General features: G+C 54.9%; 17 protein-coding genes. 11 read left to right on the top strand and 6 right to left on the bottom strand.

The window, feature by feature from the left end; genetic code table 11:
• Positions 1 to 94: 94 nt before the first annotated feature.
• From cobT to ACRBB0_RS20885, 6 genes are all read right to left on the bottom strand, one after another.
• On the bottom strand, positions 95 to 1,972 hold the full coding sequence (gene cobT / locus ACRBB0_RS20910) for a cobaltochelatase subunit CobT (RefSeq protein ID WP_431376407.1): 1,878 nt from the start codon (positions 1,970 to 1,972) through the stop codon (positions 95 to 97).
• Between the two features lie 45 nt (positions 1,973 to 2,017).
• Complete coding sequence (locus ACRBB0_RS20905; protein ID WP_431376406.1) at positions 2,018 to 2,425, bottom strand: hypothetical protein; 408 nt, start codon at positions 2,423 to 2,425, stop codon at positions 2,018 to 2,020.
• 202 nt (positions 2,426 to 2,627) lie between these two features.
• A complete protein-coding gene (locus ACRBB0_RS20900) occupies positions 2,628 to 3,251 on the bottom strand; it encodes a hypothetical protein (protein ID WP_431376405.1) in 624 nt (207 codons plus the stop codon).
• Positions 3,252 to 3,369: 118 nt separating this feature from the next.
• Positions 3,370 to 3,756 carry a hypothetical protein gene (locus ACRBB0_RS20895; protein WP_431376404.1) on the bottom strand — a complete coding sequence of 129 codons (387 nt, stop codon included), beginning with the start codon at positions 3,754 to 3,756 and terminating at the stop codon, positions 3,370 to 3,372.
• A 300-nt stretch (positions 3,757 to 4,056) separates the two neighbouring features.
• Positions 4,057 to 5,043, bottom strand: coding sequence for a cobaltochelatase subunit CobS (gene cobS / locus ACRBB0_RS20890; protein WP_431376403.1), 987 nt, complete (start codon positions 5,041 to 5,043; stop codon positions 4,057 to 4,059).
• A gap of 84 nt (positions 5,044 to 5,127) precedes the next feature.
• On the bottom strand, positions 5,128 to 6,174 hold the full coding sequence (locus ACRBB0_RS20885) for a hypothetical protein (protein ID WP_431376402.1): 1,047 nt from the start codon (positions 6,172 to 6,174) through the stop codon (positions 5,128 to 5,130).
• A 363-nt stretch (positions 6,175 to 6,537) separates the two neighbouring features.
• Here ACRBB0_RS20885 and ACRBB0_RS20880 point away from each other — a divergent pair, with 363 nt between their 5' ends.
• From ACRBB0_RS20880 to hflC, 11 genes are all read left to right on the top strand, one after another.
• A complete protein-coding gene (locus ACRBB0_RS20880; protein WP_431376401.1) occupies positions 6,538 to 6,885 on the top strand; it encodes a hypothetical protein in 348 nt (115 codons plus the stop codon).
• Positions 6,886 to 7,038: 153 nt separating this feature from the next.
• On the top strand, positions 7,039 to 7,602 hold the full coding sequence (locus ACRBB0_RS20875; RefSeq protein ID WP_431376400.1) for a sigma-70 family RNA polymerase sigma factor: 564 nt from the start codon (positions 7,039 to 7,041) through the stop codon (positions 7,600 to 7,602).
• The gene (locus tag ACRBB0_RS20870) at positions 7,599 to 7,967 is read left to right on the top strand and encodes a hypothetical protein (RefSeq protein ID WP_431376399.1); all 369 of its coding nucleotides are present in this window, start codon (positions 7,599 to 7,601) and stop codon (positions 7,965 to 7,967) included. The genes ACRBB0_RS20875 and ACRBB0_RS20870 overlap by 4 nt, the downstream gene beginning before the upstream one ends.
• A gap of 137 nt (positions 7,968 to 8,104) precedes the next feature.
• Positions 8,105 to 8,554: a hypothetical protein gene (locus ACRBB0_RS20865; protein WP_431376398.1), complete on the top strand. Its 450-nt coding sequence runs from the start codon at positions 8,105 to 8,107 to the stop codon at positions 8,552 to 8,554.
• A gap of 127 nt (positions 8,555 to 8,681) precedes the next feature.
• Positions 8,682 to 9,464, top strand: a complete 783-nt coding sequence (rpiA, locus tag ACRBB0_RS20860) for a ribose-5-phosphate isomerase RpiA (RefSeq protein WP_431376397.1) — start codon at positions 8,682 to 8,684, stop codon at positions 9,462 to 9,464.
• Between the two features lie 10 nt (positions 9,465 to 9,474).
• The gene (locus tag ACRBB0_RS20855; RefSeq protein ID WP_431376396.1) at positions 9,475 to 10,017 is read left to right on the top strand and encodes a hypothetical protein; all 543 of its coding nucleotides are present in this window, start codon (positions 9,475 to 9,477) and stop codon (positions 10,015 to 10,017) included.
• Between the two features lie 152 nt (positions 10,018 to 10,169).
• Positions 10,170 to 10,661 carry a hypothetical protein gene (locus ACRBB0_RS20850; protein WP_431376395.1) on the top strand — a complete coding sequence of 164 codons (492 nt, stop codon included), beginning with the start codon at positions 10,170 to 10,172 and terminating at the stop codon, positions 10,659 to 10,661.
• Between the two features lie 205 nt (positions 10,662 to 10,866).
• On the top strand, positions 10,867 to 11,232 hold the full coding sequence (locus ACRBB0_RS20845; protein ID WP_431376394.1) for a hypothetical protein: 366 nt from the start codon (positions 10,867 to 10,869) through the stop codon (positions 11,230 to 11,232).
• A 252-nt stretch (positions 11,233 to 11,484) separates the two neighbouring features.
• Positions 11,485 to 12,846, top strand: a complete 1,362-nt coding sequence (gor, locus tag ACRBB0_RS20840) for a glutathione-disulfide reductase (protein ID WP_431376393.1) — start codon at positions 11,485 to 11,487, stop codon at positions 12,844 to 12,846.
• A 67-nt stretch (positions 12,847 to 12,913) separates the two neighbouring features.
• Positions 12,914 to 14,074: an FtsH protease activity modulator HflK gene (gene hflK / locus ACRBB0_RS20835; protein WP_431376392.1), complete on the top strand. Its 1,161-nt coding sequence runs from the start codon at positions 12,914 to 12,916 to the stop codon at positions 14,072 to 14,074.
• Positions 14,074 to 14,958: a protease modulator HflC gene (gene hflC, locus ACRBB0_RS20830; RefSeq protein ID WP_431376391.1), complete on the top strand. Its 885-nt coding sequence runs from the start codon at positions 14,074 to 14,076 to the stop codon at positions 14,956 to 14,958. Before hflK ends, hflC begins: the two co-directional genes overlap by 1 nt.
• Position 14,959 lies beyond the last annotated feature (1 nt).

Below are 14,959 nucleotides of genomic sequence, written 5' to 3'. Positions count from 1 at the left end.
TTTGGGCAAGATACCCAGATTGGGGGCAAGGGCCGAGGGGTGGCCAAGGGGCGAAACGTATTTGCCGCAGGTACAGATGCGCGGCAAAGCCCGCTCAAGATGCCCGGTTGATCCCCATAATCCGCGCACGCGCGCGCGGATCACTATCAAACAAAGAAGCCAGCTGTTCGGTCATGGCACCTGCCAGCTGTTCCACGTCGGTGATGGTCACGGCGCGATCATAATACCGCGTCACATCGTGGCCGATCCCAATGGCCAGGAGCTCAACCTGACGCTTGCGCTCGACCATCGCGATCACATCGCGCAGGTGTTTTTCAAGGTAATTGGCAGGGTTAACCGACAATGTGCTGTCATCCACGGGCGCGCCGTCGGAAATCACCATCAGGATTTTGCGCGCCTCAGGGCGGCCTGCCATACGGCGGTGCGCCCATTCCAGCGCCTCGCCGTCGATGTTTTCCTTGAGCAAGCCTTCTTTCATCATCAGGCCAAGATTATCGCGGGTCCGGCGCCATGGGGCATCGGCGCTTTTGTAGATGATGTGGCGCAAATCATTGAGGCGACCGGGCTGTTGATCGCGCCCGGCATTGAGCCATTTTTCACGGGCCTGCCCGCCTTTCCATGCGCGGGTGGTAAAGCCAAGAATCTCAACCTTGACGCTACAGCGTTCAAGCGTGCGGGCCAGAACGTCGGCGCAAATCGCGGCAATCGAAATCGGGCGACCGCGCATCGAGCCGGAGTTATCGAGCAGCAGGGTCACCACTGTGTCGCGAAATTCGGTATCTTTTTCGCGCTTGAAACTCAGCGGGGTGGTTGGGTTGGCAACAACCCGCGCCAGACGGCCAGCGTCCAGAATGCCCTCTTCGAGGTCAAATTCCCACGACCGGTTTTGCTGCGCCTGCAAACGGCGCTGCAATTTATTGGCAAGCCGCGATACGGCCCCCTTGAGCGGCTCTAACTGCTGATCTAGATAGGCGCGCAACCGTTCCAATTCCTGCGGCTCGGCCAATTCTTCGGCCATGATCTCTTCGTCGTTGTCAGTGTTATAGACCGCATAATCGGGATCCGCTTCGGAAAACGGTTGCGGGGCAGGGGGCTCCATCGGGGCCTCACCCTCGGGCATTTCCGCTTCGTCACCAAGCTCTTGGTCGGCCATTTCGTCCATGCTGACTTGGGCCTGCGATGGGTCTTGGGTCTCTTCTTGGCTTTGTTCGGGCGAGGCATCGGCCTCATCGCCTTCGTCATCCTGACCGGAAGAATCGGGCTGTTCTTCTTCTTCCTGATCGTCTTGTGAGCCGTCATCGTCAGAGTCGTCCGAGATATCGTCGGGGTCTTCGCCAAGCTGATCGCCATAGCCCAGATCGGTGATCATCTGCCGTGCGAATTTGGCAAAGGCCGCCTGATCGGACAGAACATCGCCGAGATTGTCCAATGTGCCGGCGGCTTGGTTTTCCATAAAGCCACGCCACAGTTCCATGACGTTATTGGCCCCGTCGGGCAAATCGCGCCCGGTGGCCAGATGGCGGATCAGATACCCCGCAGCCACCGGAAGGGGCGCTTCGGCGGCTTGCGTGATCTGACTATAGCCACGACGATTGGCTTCGTGGCTGATCTTGGCGTCGATATTGCCAGCCGTTCCGGGCATATCGCGCGCGCCCATAGCTTCGCAGCGGGCGGTTTCCATGGCCTCGTATAATTCGCGGGCCATATCACCGGGCGGCGCATAACGCGCATGGGTGGTATCGTCATGATAGCGTCGTTGCAGAGCCAAAGCATCCGCCGTACCGCGCGCCAGCAAAACCTCGTCGCGTGTCATGCGCCGCGAGATTTGCGGCAAGCGCATCGCGTCGCCGGACACACCGGACGGGTCAACGGTATAGCTTACCGAAAGTTCGGGATCATCCGCCATGACCTTGGTGGCCTCGGCCAATGCCTTTTTGAACGGATCTGCGGGGTTGTCGGATGGCTTATTCATAGCGCATTTATCGGCAGATTGATGCGCCGCTGCAAGCGATAAAGACTAGCCAATTACCAATGTTTTGCAGGCCAGAAGATGGTTGTCAGCCAGACGCGCCGATATCCGTCTGCGCTTGGGGTCTTGTTGAAAGGTTGCGGCCTGCATCAAGCGGGCCTGAGCCATCTTGGCCTCAATCCGGTTTGCCAGCAATTCTTGGCCGCTGATCCCCAGGCTTTGGGCATCAAAGGACACGGCCTCAAGCAGATCTTCGAACATGGAAAATCCAACTTCGGCCTGCCGATCTTCGCCACCCATCAACCACGCATGTTCGCGCGCGGCCGAGAAACGGCCAAGGCAGGAGGCAAAGAACTGCGCTTGTTCACGCGGCGCGTTGGGCATGCCATCAGACAAGGCATGGGTCGGGGGGGCGCATAAAATCGCCAATGCAATCGCCGCAATGTGTGTTTTCAAAACGCCCATAAAATGGAGTTTAGACGCAAAAACCTGATGAAAGGTTGTGCGAAATGAAAACTTTTACCGAACTGTCACATTTTTACGAAACGCGCAGGTCCGTTGATCCAGAGAACTGAGCCCCACAACATCGCCCTAAAAGGCCCCCGAGGCCCTAATTTTGTGCATCGACCTGCGATTTGGACAGGTGGTCATGGCCGTCTCAGTCATCAACCGGAATGTAGTGAACCTTGTCCAAGCGAATACCGAGCCGCGCGGTGCTGCGCCTAGGCCACGCGCCACCAAAAGCGCTGTACCAAGCATTGCCGGCTTTCTGAGACAGATCGATGGGGACGTATTTTCCGGCAGGGAGCGTTTTGAGCTGCTGGCGCCGCATGATTTCAGCACCTGTATTGGGGTATAAATCCAGCATGTCCAGATTTGACCTAAACAACAGACCGACCGCCATAGTCGGGTCGCCGGGCGCTTTGGGGCGTGGGTAACCATCCAAATAGACCATTGCGCAAAAATCCTTGCCGGCGATTCCTCCGTTTGGCAAATCTGGCCTAGCGGTGATGTCGTATTTGCCGGGGGTTTGGCCGACGACGATTTCGCCAAAGGTCAGAACCGTCAAGGCCGGAAGGGTCAGGATGGGCGCGACGATTTCATCGGTAATCGCGATGGTTTCCCCGATGTTGGTTGGCGTGAACATGCAGCCGATCTTGCGAAGCTGTCGTTCTTGATCGGTGATGGCGCGCTGCGACGCTGCGGCTTGTTCCGAGATGGAGAGGTCGGACAAGGCTGGAAGCGGCAACAGGAAAAGAGCAACGGTCAAAATTCGGCGCATGGGGCATCCTCACATCAATACAGATGTGAGTGGGCCACATGAAGTGTGGCATAGCAAGGGAGCATTTGTGCGCCGGGTGTTTCAGGTGTTTCGGTGATTTCTGGGTGGTTTTGGACGCTTATCTGAGAGGGACAAGTTCGCTACAGGCGAGGCACAGGGCATCTTGTGGGCAACTGGTGACGTGACCGGCCTCAGCCAGTTTGGTCAATTGTATCAAACTGCGCTCTTGGAAACTGGGAAGGTGCCGCCCAAAGCGCAAGTGTTGGTCCGGCGCGGCTTTTATCTTGGCGATGCTTGCCAGAAGCACGTCGCGGCGCATTGCCATTTCAACGCCTTGCTCTGGGCCGTCCTCCATAATGTTGAGCCATTTGGTTCGGGCATCGAATTGGGCGGCGCAATGGAGCATGACTTGTTTTTCGGCCATCGTATTTGCCTGCGCATCTGAGCCAAATGCGATGGCGCAAGACAAGCCAAGGCCCATCATCCATTTTCCCAAAATCATCATATCTCAGCCCCCCGGCACGTCTCTGCCTGCCAGCAGAACAGAGTAAACAAAACCTTACAAGGCCCGGAGCCTATGAGAACGCTGTGTTTCTGATGCGATGACAGTGTTGTCATGGGGCGCTGTCGCGCAATCCGCCAAAACTGTCATTCTATTGCTGATCTCCGGCGCTCCAAGAGCGAGGCGGCGCAGGCATGGCACCCGCTGCTTTGAAAGGGGGCGTGATCATAAGGGGCGCGCGCGAAAAAGGCCCCTGGCAAAATGCGAGGGGCCTTGATTGCGATTTAGGTCGTGTGGGCGAGCTTAGCCCAAGCTGACGCTTGCCGCGCTTTCGGGGAGTTCTTCGTCAAAACAGCGCTGGTAGAATTCGGCCACGGTTTGACGCTCAAGCTCGTCACATTTGTTCAGGAAGCTCAGGCGGAAGGCATAGCCGACATTGCGGAAAATCTCGGCGTTTTGGGCCCATGCGATCACGGTCCGCGGCGACATAACGGTCGACAGCTCACCATTCATAAAGGCGCGGCGGGTGAAATCGGCGACGGTGACCATCTGTTTGATGGTCTTGCGACCGGCTTCGGTGTTGTAATGCGGCGCTTTGGACAGAATGATCTGGGTTTCGGCGTCAATCGACAGATAGTTCAGCGTGGCGACCAAAGACCAGCGGTCCATCTGACCTTGGTTGATCTGTTGCGTACCGTGATAAAGCCCGGTTGTATCCCCCAACCCGACAGTGTTGGCGGTGGCAAACAGACGGAAATAGGGGTGCGGTGTGATGACTTCGTTTTGGTCAAGCAGGGTCAGCTTACCATCGGTTTCCAAAACCCGCTGGATCACAAACATAACATCGGCGCGCCCGGCGTCATATTCGTCAAACACAATCGCCGTCGGATTGCGCAGCGCCCAAGGCAAGATGCCTTCTTGGAACTGAGTTGTCTGCTTGCCGTCGATCAGTTTGATCGCGTCTTTGCCGATCAAATCGATCCGCGAAATGTGTGAGTCCAGATTGACACGAACCGCAGGCCAGTTGAGCCGCGAGGCAACTTGTTCGATATGAGTCGACTTACCGGTGCCGTGGTAGCCCTGAATCATCACCCGACGATTGCGGTTAAACCCGGCAAGAATCGCCAATGTCGTATCAGGATCGAACTTGTAAGTGCTGTCGACTTCGGGAACACGCGATGTGCGCTCAGGAAAACCATGCACAACCATGTCAGTATCGATGCCAAAGACGTCACGAACGGAGATTTCTTCGGTGGGTTTCGCGTTGATATCAATCAGGCCGTCCGTCATGGTAATAATGTCCTCTTATCCGGGCTCGAAAACTGCGCCCCCGTGGTGCATCATTTCGTCGGAAGGGGCAAGGGGAAGCCCGCATTAGAATGCTGTCAGCAAATCGCCTTCGGCGGCCCGCGTCTGTAATTGGATAAGTTGGTCTTCAGTGGCCTTGATCCCAAGGCCGTGCAGAACGTCCAATGTGTCGGCCAGATCCCGGACGCCAGCGGCCTCTTTTGTGGCGCTGTAATACTGATCGAACCGCGCGATTTCCGACTGGTTGGCGCCTTTCTCCAATGTGCCGCCCGGAACAGCAAAAATCTCAAAGAGGGCTCCGAAATGTTGGTAAGTTGAGGCGAGCCCCAACATGACGCCCGATAATGTCATTGGTGGTTCCTCAAGTCTCTCTGTCCGATAGTTGGTGAGACGTTCGTCATTTAGGAAAACTGAGGCTGTGAAGGATTTGTCATTAGTCGTTTCAATACCCTGCAACACGAGACGGTCGGCTTTTACGACGACGACTCCTTCTATTTTCATAGTATTTCGGGTTTTGGCCCGCTGTTTTAGTTTGAACAGCGGGTGGTAGGCACCTTCCTGGACGTGTTTTGGGGGGATATTGAGTAACGAGAGTGACCAGCCTCGCGTAATTGCACCGGGTTCATTGCGTGCTTTGTCTGGAACCGTTTCATTCGCACGGCGCAATATAACACTTAATCCTTCAAACGGTTTGATGCGATCTCTGATTTTTTCTTCTCGGGGGATTAAGGAACGATGCCCGATAACCATGGAGTTTTTGATGATTCCACGTGGGGCAAACGCCGTTGCTCCGAAGACATCCTGGAGGGCCGTCCGAATAATAACGGGGATGTCTTTTCGGTCTTCCAGAACGGAGGATAATCCGGACGCGATCAAAGTGAACTGTTTCTCTTCTTCGTTGGTGTTCAGCTTCTTTTTCAAGAACTTATTTAGCCGGTCCAGATTCGTATCTGCACGCTCAGCGATCTTCTCCAACGTGGCCCCCGATTGAATTTTGCCGTTACTGCTTGAGGAACCTGTCGGCTCGGGCAAGCCGCCTTCGTGTTGAACCCAACGAATTACGGTCCTGAGCGAGTCGATAGCGATAGCGTTGGGAGCGACTGGCTTTTGCATAGGTACCATCCATAAAAAGTCAAAAATCGTTTTAGTTCCGGTTAAGTTGCATCGTTTTAGCCCCATTGCCTAGTTTTTTTTGTATTCAAAACTATTTCGGCCTGTTCGACCTTTTTTTGAGGTCGATTGTTCGATTTCCGCCATTTTGTGGACAAACGCCGCCTAGACGGCCGCAAAGTATGCGTTGGTATACAATTCCCCCTTTGTGGAACGTTGATTTTTGACCGATGAGTCAGTTTTTTTGACGGACGTACGAGTTCCCAGTCAAAAACCTGTCTTTGCCGAGTGTTAGCGCAATCTGAGCGGGGCGTTCTCTGTAGGGTTGAAGAGCCAAAGGTTGGCTTAACCACAATGGTGATCGAAATGACCGGCAGACACTTACTTGCGTTTCAAAGCGCATTTCGCCCGAAAACCGCAAAACCCGCCTCAACAGTAGAGGTCGCCGCTCGCGAGAGGGGCTATCGCCTGCCGCTGGCGGCTCAAACGGACAAGGGACGGAAAGACATTCCGGCGCAGATCAATCGCAGCCCTGCAAACCCAGCACTCCCACTTAAAAAGGATAAACCCATGCTAAACAGACTGAAAACAGAAATTCTTGCTATTTTGCGTTGTGGCACCAAACGGGACCAAGCGCGTTTGGTTATCGCAGCAGCAAGCCTGATCGTTGCTGCCTCAGGTGTCATTGTTGCCTTTGCCGCCGTGTTCGCGTGATCTGAAGGCAAAAACAATGAAAACCAAATATTCCGGCGCTTTGACGTCGACCTAAAGCGTCCAGTACTCTGGGCGCTTCTTTCGTGTGGGACATGGACCTGTACCCCAAAGTTGTGGCAAGAGTGGTTCTGAAAATTGCTGCGGGATGTGAAAATGCAAAGTGATCCTGAGCTGATCTTATTAGAGCAAGAGATTGCGAAAATAGCCAAGGGCGACAGGCGCGCCCTTCGTCGCTTGTTTAACATGGTTTCTCCGCAACTGTTCGGAGTGTGCTGCGGAATCCTCAATGACGAATCTGTGGCTGAGGACGTTTTGGAAGAGGTGTTTTTGCGGGTTTGGACATGGGCGGGGCAAATGCGACCCAATGGCAGTTCTGCGGTGACGTGGTTGGTGACTTTGGCGCGGGATGCGTCGGTGGAGCGGCTTCGACAGATGCGCAATGAGGGCGAGATCGGCAGCCCGCCGGAAATCGCACAGAGGTTATATCGTCCTGCTGCGACATCCGTGCCCGGATCGGCTGGCCCGGCTGGCTCGGCTCGGGCTGAAGCGGATCAGTTGCTGGCCTGTTTGGCCGAGTTGCCCAGGGATCAGACCCAAGTGATGCGCAATGCCTATGTTCAGGGGCTGACCTATGATAATCAATCCAAGGACGCGCATGCTCTGAGATGTGCCGTCCGCAAGGGTATTCTACAATTGCGCGAGTGTTTGAGCCGATGACAGAGCCGACCCAGACGCCGCTTCCGGGTGGGCCAGAGGCCACCGCTGCTGAATATGTTTTGGGGCTGCTCACGGAGGCGGAGCGGACAGCGTTTGAAGATCTTGTGTCGTCCGATCCAGACCTTCAACAAGACGTGGCCGCGTGGCGTGAGTATTTTTCGACATTTGTCGCGGATATGCCCGAGCATGTGCCGCCGCCCCAAGTGTTGCGTCGGATCGAAGCCAAGCTGGCCGGCGCGCCGCGTGTGCCTCTGCGCAAGCAGATCGTGCCCTACGTGATTGGCGCCGTGATCGGTGCCGTCATTTGTTGGGTCGCGCTTTGGGCGGGGGTGTTGCCATCGCAAGGTGTGGGCCCAACCAAATAGGGTGATCAAATAGGGCGATCAAAATCGCTGGATCAATTCATCTGGCGCTCGGGTCTGTGCCAGATACCTGTGCAGGCTCTGCACAAAATCTGCGCATCATGCCGCGTAATCCGTTGAAAAAATGCGGAGAGATAAGCATGAAACGATTTTTAACACCGTCATATGTGGCACCGATGTTTCGGTTGCGCTTGGCAATGATCATGGCGTTTATCGGCGTTTGCATCGGTGGAGGATTTATCATGTTCGACACCGAACTGTTGTCATCGCGTGGATCTGTACAGAGTTTTATTCCACTCTGGTCGTATTTTTCGGCCATTGGCCTTGGGGCATTTGTGGCGGGGGGGCTCTTGGCGCATTTGTTTGGCAGGCCGGGCGGTTTGGGAGTGATTTTGTCACTGGTTGGCGGTGTATTGGCCAGCGTGATTGCAGCGATGATCGCCGGTCTGATCACGGTGCCTAGCGATTTAGACCTACCGATCTTGAATTTGATCCTTGTCGTTGTGCTCACACCGCTCAATCTGACCTGGGTGGCGATGATCTTTGGCTTGCATTTCTATTCTGCCAAGGTGCGATCCGCGATGATCTGATCCCTTGCACAGATAGCTAAAACCATTGCTGAATTCCCTCTCGCTCTGAGGGGATGCAATGCGTATAAGTTCCTTGCCTGCTTTATTTTCAACGCCAAGATACAAAGCCTAGACCCAAGGAACCATCATGACCGGAGAGCTGTCGCCAATCGACAAGGCCAAATTCGTTGCTGCCAAACGGGCGGCTGATCTTGTGGAAGACGGCATGCGTGTCGGTCTGGGGACCGGATCCACGGCGGCGTGGTTGGTGCGCTGTTTGGGCGAAATGGTCGAAAAGGATGGTTTGAAAATTCGCGGTGTGCCGACCTCGACGCGCACCGCGGTCTTGGCGCGCGATGTCGGGATTGAGGTGGTTTCGCTGGATGAGGCGCGCTGGCTCGACATTACCATCGACGGGGCGGATGAGTTTGATGCCAACCTGTCGCTGGTCAAGGGCGGAGGTGGGGCGCTGTTGCAAGAAAAGATCGTGGCGGCGGCTTCGGATCAGATGGTCGTTATTGCGGATGCCGCCAAAGAGGTGGAGCATCTTGGTGCCTTCCCTTTGCCAATAGAAGTGATCCCCTTTGGCTGGCAAACCACCCAAGCCTTGGTCGAAGAAACACTGGTGTCGATGGATGTGATGGGGCGCCAAGCGTCATTGCGGATGAATGGCGACATCGCGTTTGTCACCGATGAGGGTAACCATATCCTCGACCTGCATCTGGGCCGTATCGGCAACGCCCGGCAATTGGCGATGGTGCTGAACCAAATCCCCGGCGTGGTGGAAAACGGGCTGTTTATCGACATCTGTGACAAGGTGGTGATCGGCTATGGCGATGGCCGCGTCGAAACCCGCGATATCAACGAAGGCACGGTATCCGAAGACCGCTTGGATTTTGTCGAAACGGACAACCTGTTTCGCGATATTTGAGGAGGTTTAGGTGGCGGGCGACACAGTTGTATTCGAAGGTTACATTCGCGAAAAAGGGGGGATTACGACCGGCCGCTATGCTTTGGGTTTGGCGGTTGCACATGTTCTCTGGATCTACTCCGGTGAAAGTTCTTACCCGATTGTCTTGGTGATTGGCGATGTTTGCCTATTGGTCTTTATCAGTTTTTCTATTTGGGATTTAGTGAATGAGCGGTTTTTGGGCGGCAGTCCACGACTTCCCAGTAGGGCGATAGGTGTGGCGGTAACTGACAAAGGTCTATGGCTCCGCGATCTCGTATATGACCAACCCGACAACCTGTTATGGTTGCCGTGGGAAAATATTCGCAGTTTTGAAATTATAAGAGATGCAAAGGGCCGTTTGATTAGTGCATTTGTGAGGCACCAAGGTGGGCCGACGCAACGCTCAAACGTTTTGTCGTTTTCTATGTTGTCCCCTGACGAGGCAAAAGACTGCCTTAGGGCAATTTTGGAGTTTTGGCCGGATGCTGAAGACCCTTGGCAGGATCAATTGAAGCGGCGCGGATTGGCGTGAGGGTACATTGGGGGGCAGCGCCCAAACTCCCGGAGTTTATCTGGCAAGATGAAGGGGAGGTGGCGGTTTGCGCGATGGGGCGAGTTGTAGATAGCCGGTTTGAAAACTGTTGGGGCGGATGATTTGTTTCGGGGTTTTAGGTGACTTCAAATTTGATGAGCTTTCGCGGGACAAAGCGCCCCTTGGTCAGGCTTCGCTGGATCGGGCTTTTTTTCTTGGGAATGCTGGCGATTGCCGTCGTTCAGATTGCCTATGAGTTTTGGACAGAGAATAGATGGAATTTTGAAAACCTCCCTGCAATTGCGCTCAGCTTTTCAATTGGGGCTGCAGCGTTCTATTTCATAAATGATATGATCTTTTGGATTGGTCCCGACGGTGTGAAAGTTGGCGTTCCAAAGCGGGGTTTTCGGCGTATGAGGATGATCCCATGGTCGGACATATGCTACTTTGACATAGCTGACGATCTAAAGGCACCGGAAGCTGAGAGTTCTGTAACTTTTGTCTGGCAGTCAGAAAGGGTTACAGCGCCGTTGGCCTTGCAGGACTTGACCAAAGAACGATCAAAGGTTGCACTCGAAGTTATCAAAAAATACTGGCCGGATGCTGAAGCTGAGCCGAGAGTTCAATGTGATCGTCGGTCATGATACCAAAGGTAAGCCGTGGTGAACTTTGATCTAGACGATTGTGAAAAGGGGTGGGATGTATCATTCTGATTTTGAATGGGAATTGCAAAGGCCCCAATTCCCATTCCGTGTGTTTCCGCCATTATTTGGGCTTACTACCGCGATCTTTTTTGCGACGAAGTTTGCGGATGATTGGCGTTTGTTGACCGACTCATGGGTATTGGCGGTGATATTTTTTCTTTCTCTAAGCGCTGTCATCTTCCGCGCTGCCCAAGATTTCCGTTCGTTTCGGGCGGCTTTTTCGAAACAGGGTACGATCTTGCGAATAGATGCAGATGGCTGGTCAATGAATGGCGAGCTGGTGGTTCCTTGGGAACAGCTGAGGTCTTTTGAACTGCGCAGAGCGAAGAGGCGTCTGATCGGATCATATGTGAACTATTCGACACAAGATGGCGGACGAACAAGTGCTGTTTTTCCCTTTGGCGTTTTGCCTACGGAACAGGCTGAACGTTGTCTGTCCGCAATCAAGCACTACGTCCCGGATGCCGATGCCCCTTGGCAGGATCAATTGAAACGGCGTGGATTGGCGTGAGGGTGCATTGGGCGGCAGCCCCCAAAGCCCCTTGGAAATATTCATGCGTTTATCTGGCAAGATGAAGGGGGAGGCGTGCGGCATTTGATTTGACGGAGCAAGAGGTGGTGGCCTTTGTAACGCTTTTAACAAACTCGTGCGCATCTTCGTGATGACATCCGGCTCTGGCCTTCCTATCTGCGCTATGGAATATCTTTGCACCACAGTGCGGCAGCGCAGATGCGAGAAGACACAGGAAGACTGGGGACAGCCATGAGCGACTTTGATTTTGACCTATTTGTGATTGGCGGCGGTTCGGGCGGCGTGCGCGCGGCGCGGGTTGCGGCGGGGGAAACCGGGGCCAAGGTTGGTCTTGCCGAAGAAGACCGTTACGGCGGCACCTGTGTCATTCGCGGCTGTGTGCCCAAAAAGCTGATGGTGTTTGCCTCGGGCTATCCTGCAATGGCCGCCGAGGCGCAGGCCTATGGCTGGGACATGACCTCCGGTGATTTCAACTGGGATCACTTCCACGGCAAACTGGCGGCGGAGTTGGACCGCCTTGAAGGCATCTATCGCAAACTGCTGGCAGGCAGCGGTGTTGAGACCTTTGACGCCCGCGCCAAGGTTGTTGATGCCCATACGGTTGAGCTTTCGACTGGTGAACGTAAGACCGCCAAACATATCCTTTTGGCCATGGGCGGACGCCCAACGATGCCCGATATTCCCGGTGCGGAGCTGGCGATTTCATCGAATGAAATCTTCCACCTTCCTAAGCTTCCCAAGAATATCCTCATCGTCGGTGGCGGCTATATCGCGTCGGAATTTGCCGGGGTGATGAATGGCTTGGGTGTGAAAACCACGCAGTTTTATCGCGGTGCGCAAATCCTGCGCGGCTTTGATGATGAAGCGCGTGGGCTGATTGCCGAAGAGATGATCCAAAAGGGGGTCGATTTGCATCTTGGCACCAATGTGCTTGAGATGAAAAAGGTTGATGACGGCATTTGGGTCAAGGCCACCAATGGCTCGGAACATGTGTTTGATCACGTCATGTTTGCCACAGGTCGCAAGCCCAACACCGATGACATGGGCCTTGAAGAGGTGGGCGTGAAACTTGGCCGTAAGGGCGAGGTTCTTGTGGATGAATACAGCCAGACCGCCGTGCCGTCGATCTATGCGATTGGAGATGCAACGGATCGGGTCAACCTCACACCGGTGGCGATCCGCGAAGGCATGGCCTTTGTCGAGACCGTGTTTAAGGGCAATCCCACACCCGTTGATCACGAGTTGATCCCAAGCGCGGTGTTCACTCAGCCCGAATATGGCACCATTGGCCTTTCCGAAGAAGCGGCGCGCGAGCAGGAAGCGATCGAAGTCTATGCGACCTCGTTCAAACCGATGCAGTCGAGCTTTGCCGGGCGGCCCGACCGGGTGTTGATGAAATTGATCGTGTCCCAAGCCAATCGCAAGGTTCTGGGCGTGCATATCGTCGCACCAGCGGCAGGGGAAATGATCCAAATGGCAGGGATCGCCGTAAAAATGGGGGCTACCAAGGAGGATTTCGACCGAGTGGTTGCAGTTCACCCCGTAATGGCCGAAGAACTTGTCACAATGCGGAACCCGACGCGGACTGGTTGAATTTTAACCAAATCGCGCACAGGTTACGGTATCAAGACGCCTAACGACCAAAGAAGGACGACACTTCATGGCAGGAAACAGTGGCGGCCCCTGGGGGGGCGGCGGAAATAACGGCGGCAGCAATGGCGGCGGCAACAACGGTGGAAGCAACGGTCGCGGCCCTCAGGGTGGTGGCGGCAAGCGCCCCGATGATGGCCAGATTACCGAAATTGATGAGCTGATGAAAAAAGGCCAGGAACAGCTGCGTGTCCTTATGGGCGGTCGCGGTGACAATGGCGGCAGCAACCGTGGCGGCAATAGCGGCGGCGGTTCCGGCGGCCCCGGCTTTAGCAAAGGCACGGCGGCGCTTGGGGTTGTTGGGCTTTTGGCGCTTTGGGCGTTCGGAAGCTTTTACACCGTCAAACCTGAAGAGCAGTCTGTTGAGCTGTTCCTTGGTGAATATTCCGCCACTGGTAATCCCGGTCTGAACTTTGCCCCGTGGCCGTTTGTGACAGCCGAAGTGGTGAACGTGACGTCGGAACGTTCTGAAACCATCGGTTCTGGCCGTTCGGTAGACGGTCTGATGCTGACGACGGATGCGAATATCGTTGATATCGACTTCCAGGTTGTTTGGACAATCAACGATCCCGCGAAATATCTGTTCAATATTGCCGATGCCCAGCTCACCGTTCAGGCGGTATCTGAGGCGGTGATGCGCGAGATTATCGCCGCTTCGAACCTGGCACCGATCTTGAACCGTGATCGTGGTGCCATTGCGGATGCTGCAAAAGAAAACGTTCAGGCGACGCTGGATGAATATGAGGCCGGTATTTCCATCGTGCGTGTGAACCTTGCCAAGGCTGACCCGCCAGCAGACGTTATTGACGCTTTCCGCAAGGTCCAAGAGGCCGAGCAGGAACGTGATCGTCTGGAACGTCAGGCCGATGCCTATGCCAACAAAGTGGTTGCCGAAGCCCGTGGTTCTGCCGCGCAGGTTATGGAGCAATCCGAAGGCTATCGCGCCCGCGTGGTGAACGAAGCCTTGGGTGAAGCAGCGCGATTTACCTCGGTGCGTGACGAATATGTCAAAGCGCCCGAAGTGACCCGCAAACGTCTCTACCTCGAAACCATGGAAAACGTTTTGGGCGATGTCGACAAGATGATCCTTGATCCCAGCCTGACAGGGGAGGGCGGCGTAGTGCCGTATCTGCCTTTGAACGAGCTGACCCGGTCGGGAGGGAACAACTAATGCGTAAGACAGCCTTTCTATTGCCCGCTTTCGTGATCCTTTTGGTGGTGTTATTGTCGTCGCTCTTTGTGGTTGATGAACGTCAAAAGGCCCTGGTTCTACAGTTTGGTCAAATTAAAGCCGTAAAGGAAGAGCCGGGATTGGCGTTTAAAATTCCGCTGATCCAAGAGGTTGTGTTTTATGATGACCGTATCTTGTCGCTCGATACGGATGAGATCGAAGTCACGCCTGCCGATGATCGCCGCCTTGTGGTTGACGCCTTTGCCCGCTACCGGATTGCCGATGTGGTCAAGTTCCGTCAGGCCGTTGGCGTGGGTGGTATCCGCGTTGCCGAAGATCGCCTGTCGGGTATTCTCAACTCAATGATCCGAGAAGTTTTGGGTGCCGATCAGGTGACCTCGGACCGGATTTTGTCAGTCGATCGTCGTGAATTGACCAACCGTATCCGTGATCGTGCCCGTGTTCAGGCGCTGTCTTTGGGTCTGGATGTGGTTGACGTGCGTCTGAAGCAGACAAACCTGCCGACCTCTAGCCTTGAGGTGACATTTGCCCGGATGCGCGCTGAGCGTGAACGTGAAGCGGCGGATGAAATCGCGCGCGGTAACGAAGCGGCGCAACGTGTGCGCGCCCTTGCGGATCGTACTGTGGTTGAAACCCTGTCTGAGGCCGAAAAGGAAGCCAACGTGATCCGCGGTGAAGCGGATGCGGAACGTAACCGGGTCTTTGCCGAAGCTTATGGCGCCGATCAGGAGTTCTTTGCTTTCTATCGGTCTTTGCAGGCCTATGAAACGGCGCTGCGCGGGTCCAACTCGACCATGGTTATCACACCGGACAGTCAGTTCTTTGACTATTTCGGCAGCGAAAACGCCGCTTCTGCTGAGTAAG

The sequence above is a fragment of the Pelagimonas sp. genome, from assembly GCF_050633425.1.
Taxonomy (GTDB): Bacteria; Pseudomonadota; Alphaproteobacteria; order Rhodobacterales; family Rhodobacteraceae; genus Pelagimonas.
Note: the sequence above shows the minus strand (reverse complement) of the source record. Positions and strands in the feature narration are given on the sequence as shown.

What these genes read in the sequence shown, in the direction of transcription:
- cobT (WP_431376407.1), bottom strand. Translation starts at nt 1,972, where the DNA reads ATGAATAAGCCATCCGACAACCCCGCAGATCCGTTCAAAAAGGCATTG.
- ACRBB0_RS20900 (WP_431376405.1), bottom strand. Translation starts at nt 3,251, where the DNA reads ATGCGCCGAATTTTGACCGTTGCTCTTTTCCTGTTGCCGCTTCCAGCC.
- ACRBB0_RS20895 (WP_431376404.1), bottom strand. Translation starts at nt 3,756, where the DNA reads ATGATGATTTTGGGAAAATGGATGATGGGCCTTGGCTTGTCTTGCGCC.
- cobS (WP_431376403.1), bottom strand. Translation starts at nt 5,043, where the DNA reads ATGACGGACGGCCTGATTGATATCAACGCGAAACCCACCGAAGAAATC.
- ACRBB0_RS20885 (WP_431376402.1), bottom strand. Translation starts at nt 6,174, where the DNA reads ATGCAAAAGCCAGTCGCTCCCAACGCTATCGCTATCGACTCGCTCAGG.
- ACRBB0_RS20880 (WP_431376401.1), top strand. Translation starts at nt 6,538, where the DNA reads ATGACCGGCAGACACTTACTTGCGTTTCAAAGCGCATTTCGCCCGAAA.
- ACRBB0_RS20875 (WP_431376400.1), top strand. Translation starts at nt 7,039, where the DNA reads ATGCAAAGTGATCCTGAGCTGATCTTATTAGAGCAAGAGATTGCGAAA.
- ACRBB0_RS20870 (WP_431376399.1), top strand. Translation starts at nt 7,599, where the DNA reads ATGACAGAGCCGACCCAGACGCCGCTTCCGGGTGGGCCAGAGGCCACC.
- ACRBB0_RS20865 (WP_431376398.1), top strand. Translation starts at nt 8,105, where the DNA reads ATGAAACGATTTTTAACACCGTCATATGTGGCACCGATGTTTCGGTTG.
- rpiA (WP_431376397.1), top strand. Translation starts at nt 8,682, where the DNA reads ATGACCGGAGAGCTGTCGCCAATCGACAAGGCCAAATTCGTTGCTGCC.
- gor (WP_431376393.1), top strand. Translation starts at nt 11,485, where the DNA reads ATGAGCGACTTTGATTTTGACCTATTTGTGATTGGCGGCGGTTCGGGC.
- hflK (WP_431376392.1), top strand. Translation starts at nt 12,914, where the DNA reads ATGGCAGGAAACAGTGGCGGCCCCTGGGGGGGCGGCGGAAATAACGGC.
- hflC (WP_431376391.1), top strand. Translation starts at nt 14,074, where the DNA reads ATGCGTAAGACAGCCTTTCTATTGCCCGCTTTCGTGATCCTTTTGGTG.